Annotated in this window: 4 protein-coding genes; 2 read left to right on the top strand and 2 right to left on the bottom strand. The window is 55.1% G+C overall.

Going from position 1 to position 4,782, the window contains the following annotated elements; translation table 11 throughout:
- Positions 1-648: HAD-IB family phosphatase (locus ACXJ5O_RS19205; protein WP_457301291.1), on the bottom strand; the 648-nt coding region annotated here is incomplete at its 3' end.
- A gap of 26 nt (positions 649-674) precedes the next feature.
- Here ACXJ5O_RS19205 and miaA point away from each other — a divergent pair.
- Positions 675-1,559, top strand: coding sequence for a tRNA (adenosine(37)-N6)-dimethylallyltransferase MiaA (gene miaA, locus ACXJ5O_RS19200; protein ID WP_457301290.1), 885 nt, complete (start codon positions 675-677; stop codon positions 1,557-1,559).
- Position 1,560: 1 nt separating this feature from the next.
- On the opposite strand, the gene ACXJ5O_RS19195 is transcribed toward miaA, so the two are convergent.
- Entirely contained in the window at positions 1,561-3,444 is a 1,884-nt protein-coding gene (locus tag ACXJ5O_RS19195) for an ATP-binding protein (RefSeq protein WP_457301289.1), read from the bottom strand.
- Positions 3,445-3,819: 375 nt separating this feature from the next.
- On the opposite strand from ACXJ5O_RS19195, the gene ACXJ5O_RS19190 reads away from it, so the two are divergent.
- Positions 3,820-4,782, top strand: a 963-nt coding sequence (locus tag ACXJ5O_RS19190) for a thiamine pyrophosphate-binding protein (RefSeq protein WP_457301288.1), incomplete at its 3' end; no start/stop codon positions are given.

The raw sequence follows: 4,782 nt of genomic DNA, 5'->3' as shown, positions 1-4,782 counted from the left end.
GCCAAGGATCGGTTCCTTGACCTCTCCCGTCAAGACTTTTCCATTATCTATCAATGTGTTGGCGCTGTTTTCATTGAAGCCGATCATCTCGGCAATACGCTGGGTGAATACAGTAAACCCGCCTGAAACAAGCGAAGTATAAGCCCCGTGCTTCTTCATTGTGCGCACCAGTTCCGGCCCGCCAGGCATGAGCGTGATGCGGCCGGCGATCACCTTGTCTATGACCGCATAGGGCAGACCTTTCAACAGCGCCACGCGTTCACGCAGCGCAGGTTCGAACGCGATTTCACCATTCATTGCCCGCGCAGTGATCGCCGCAACTTTTTCGCGGAGGCCCGCTTCTTCGGCGAGTTCATCGATACATTCTTGCTGGATCATGGTCGAATCCATGTCGGCAATCAAAATCTTTTTGCGTCTAGCATCTTGATTTTGCACGATAATATCTATTGGCGCGCCGTCGATAGCCCGTACCAGTTCGAGATGCGCTTCAGCAGCATCGGTACCGTCCCTCAGGGGCAAGTCACAGGCAATCCCATCGGCGAGCCAATAAAGACCTGTTGCATTGACCGCCGCCGAGGCTTTAATCCCGAGCCATGGTACAAGGTCCGATGTGGCGGGATTGGCGATGAGCGTGGCCATCAAGGGCATAGGGCAATTTCCGATTGGGCGTTAGCGTGGCGAAAAGACAGATAATCCTGATAGCTGGACCGACGGCAAGCGGCAAGTCGGCGCTTGCGCTTCGTTTGGCTGAGGAAACAGGCGGTGTGATCGTCAATACGGATTCGATGCAGGTCTATGATATCCTCGACCTCTTAACCGCACGACCGGATTCGGACGATCTCAAAGCCGCGGCACACTATCTCTACGGGCATGTTTCACCGAGCATCGCCTACTCGACCGGACGCTGGCTCACGGACGCCGGAGAAGTTCTGAATAGGCCAGAACTAGCTGAAAAGACTATGATTTTCGTTGGCGGTACCGGGCTGTATTTTCGTGCTCTTCTCGGAGGGCTATCGGCAATGCCTGATATTCCGGCCGATGTCCGGGCGCATTGGCGTCAGCAGGATGCGGAGCTGGGCTCTGAGGAATTGCACGCGATTCTCACTGTGAAAGACCCGTTGGCGGCGTCGACTTTACGTCCGACTGATAGCCAGCGGATTGTAAGAGCGCTCGAGGTTATCGACACATCGGGCCTGTCCATCGTCGAATGGCAAAAGGCAACCGGCAGATCGCTGATTGATGCTAGCGCCGCCCGCAAGATTGTTATCGAGCCCGATAGGAAATGGCTTGGCGACCGCATAGTATCGCGCTTTGAAACCATGATGAAAGCCGGTGCCCTCGACGAGGTCAAGGCATTGTTATCATTTGGACTTTCGAGTGAACTTCCCGCCATGAGAGCGATCGGCGTGCGTGAAATTGCCGAGGTCCTTGCCGATCGGCTGGATCCGGAGGAGGCCGCAGAACTCGCGACGATAGCTACCCGTCAATATGCAAAGCGCCAGATGACATGGTTCCGCAACCAGCTCGGCGATGACTGGGAAAGGTTGCCTTATCCGTGACTCAGGTCTTGTCGTTCCGGAATGTGCGGATCAGGTCGCTGGCACGGAATCGGTCGGTCCCTTCCGGTTGCGACTTGGGCGGTTCCTCTTTGCGGATCGCAGCATCGATGTTGCGCCACTGAGTTCTGACAGGCTCCTGAGCCAAGGGAACCGTATGCCTTTGGCTCGCAACAGGATTGCCAATACTTTCGACGATATCGAACGCGTCATCCTGACTGCTTGTGCTTTCTGCTGCGTTGAGCTGGCGCATTCGCATCAAGATTGTATCGAGAGAGAGGTAAGAATCGCCCAGCCGCATGGATTGCTGGCTTTTGGTCATATGTGCGGCCGGCAATTGGTCAGGTGCAATTGTCTCGAACATCATGCGCATCGGCGTTGGAACGGCCTCACCAAACGCGATCGCTTCTCGATTGGCAATCGATGACAGAAATCCAATCGTGCTTTGCGATGCGCCGGTAATGGCGCCCCGAATGATCTCCTGATCACGCTCATTTCCAAGGCGCATGGCAAACACGGTGCTGCATTGGGAAAGAATGGTTGCATCAAGCTCGCCGGGACGCTGCGTAATGACCGCCAGATAGACGCCATATTTGCGGCCTTCCTTGGCAATACGGGCAATTGCCTGACGGGTTGGCCAGAAACCCGCATTGGCATCCGCGGGAATGTAACGATGCGCTTCCTCGCAGACGACGAGCGTCTGTGCGCGGCCGTCGCTCGACACCGCGAGGTCGAAAGCCATGCGGCAGAGTACCGAGGCAACGGAATTTACCACTTCCGATGGCAATCCAGCCAATTGAAAGACGCAAATTGGACGATCGTTCTTGGGTATGCGGAAAATGTGGCCAATCGTCTGGCGCATCGTGTCCATCGTCGTCGGGGCCGAAAACATGAAACGGTAGCGGGGGTCGGCAACCAGCGCTTGCAAACGCTGCCGAAGCGCCTTCATGATCGGCCGATCCGTCTTGCCTTCCAACTGGCCGATGCGTTCGTCGATCAACTTGATGAGATCAGCCATCCGATATGGTGTCGGCGTATCGGCGGTTAACGACGAATAATCGCGGTCTTTTTTGAGGAGCGACGCGGCGGTCGTCGCTTCGGAACTGGCAAAGCGCTCCCGCGCAATCGGAATCAGATCGCGCAAGGCATCAACTTCGGCTGCCACCGTCGGCCTCCCGCGGAAGACAGCTTCGGCAAACTCTTCCAGCCTGAACAGCCAATAGGGCAACTCCAAGGTGTTGTAATCGATTGAGATCGCATGATCAGGAAAGGCGCTGGCAAATTCGTTGTGAGGATCGAGGATCAGAATGCGTAAATCGGGTCGCTGCGCGATGATCTTGCGCAAAAGCAGGGAAACGGCGCTCGATTTACCCACACCGGTACTGCCGAGAACGGCAAAGTGTCGCGAAACCAGACTGTCTATCGAGATCAACGCCGGGATCGATGCATTTTGCGACAGATGCCCGACCGATACGGTGTTCTTCAGGCTTGCTGTGTAAATAGTCGCCAGATCTGTCGCGCGAATCCGATGCGCTACGGCGCCCATGTGCGGATAATTCGCGATGCCGGATGAAAAAGTCAACGAACCATCATCATGCTCATTGACCTGTCCGATAAGTTCGACATGGATGCGAATGCTCTGGTCGGCTTCGACGACCCATTGCGCTTCATGGGCGTTGACTTCATAGACGAGCCCAACCACGCGGCTGTTTCCGACTTGAATGGAAATCAACTGGCCGACTGTCCAATAGTCATCCGATGCAGCGATAGACGGCCCGGTCAACGCGTAAATGACGGCTTTTTCGCCGTTGCATTCGATGACGTGCCCATCGGTTCGATTGCGAACGAAGGGTCTGGGTTGTTCAGCCGGCAAGGCTTCAGCGTTCATCGTTGGCGACCATTCCGTGAACTGATAGCAGTGTGTTGACAAGACTTGTCGGGTCACCCTAATTCGAAGGCATTGAAATTATCTTAGCGTGATTGTGACAATTGTTTCGACTGGTTTGAGGTTCAGTGCTGGTCATTCGATTTGATTTGCATTTTTGCCGTTGACGTATGGAATTTGCTTAACTATCGTCCGCGACCATGAAAACAGTTCTTATCGTCGTGGGATCGCGCATGGGCAGGGTGTAGTAAGCACCCGGCGAAAGCTCCCATGCGCGATACACAGGCTCCTTCGGGGGCCTTTTTTATTTCCAGCATTTCAGTTAGAGCAAACACCTTCTGAGGGGCCAAGGGCCGCAGAATAGACGGGAAGAGACCGATGAAAGCAGACAAGCAGGATAGTGACAGCCGACCATCGCAACGACGTGAAATGACTGGTGCCGAGATGGTCGTCCAGGCGCTCATTGATCAAGGGGTAACCGATATTTTCGGATATCCGGGTGGCGCAGTGCTTCCGATTTATGATGAACTCTTCCAACAGGACAAGATCAACCACGTTCTCGTTCGGCACGAACAGGGTGCGGGCCATGCCGCGGAGGGCTATGCTCGCTCCACCGGCAAAGTCGGCGTCATGCTGGTCACATCAGGGCCCGGTGCAACCAATGCGGTTACCCCGCTGCAGGATGCGCTGATGGATTCCATACCGCTGGTCTGTATCAGTGGACAGGTCCCGACGAGTTTGATCGGTTCGGATGCCTTCCAGGAGTGCGACACTGTCGGGATCACACGTCCTTGCACCAAGCACAATTGGCTGGTGAAGGATGTCAACGATCTGGCGCGCGTTCTGCACGAAGCTTTCCACGTTGCCAAAACAGGGCGTCCCGGTCCCGTCCTCGTTGACGTTCCGAAGGATGTTCAGTTTGCAACCGGCATGTATACACCGCCGGAAGTCTCGCCGCGCACCAGCTATCATCCCAAGATCCAGGGTGATATCGAGGCGATCAAGCAGGCTGTAGCTCTTATGCTCACGGCAAAACGCCCTGTTATCTACTCGGGGGGCRGTGTTATCAACTCCGGCAACGAAGCAAGTAAATTGCTGCGGGAACTCGTCGAGCTCACCAATTTTCCGATCACCTCGACATTGATGGGGCTTGGTGCTTATCCGGCATCTGGCAAGAATTGGCTTGGCATGCTCGGAATGCACGGAACCTATGAAGCCAACATGACGATGCATGATTGCGATGTCATGTTGAACATCGGTGCGCGCTTCGATGACCGTATTACCGGCCGCATTAGCGGTTTCTCCCCCAACTCCAGGAAGATTCACATCGATATCGATCCG

The organism is Phyllobacterium sp. P5_D12, from assembly GCF_054049495.1.
This window is presented reverse-complemented; position numbering and strand designations above follow the sequence as displayed.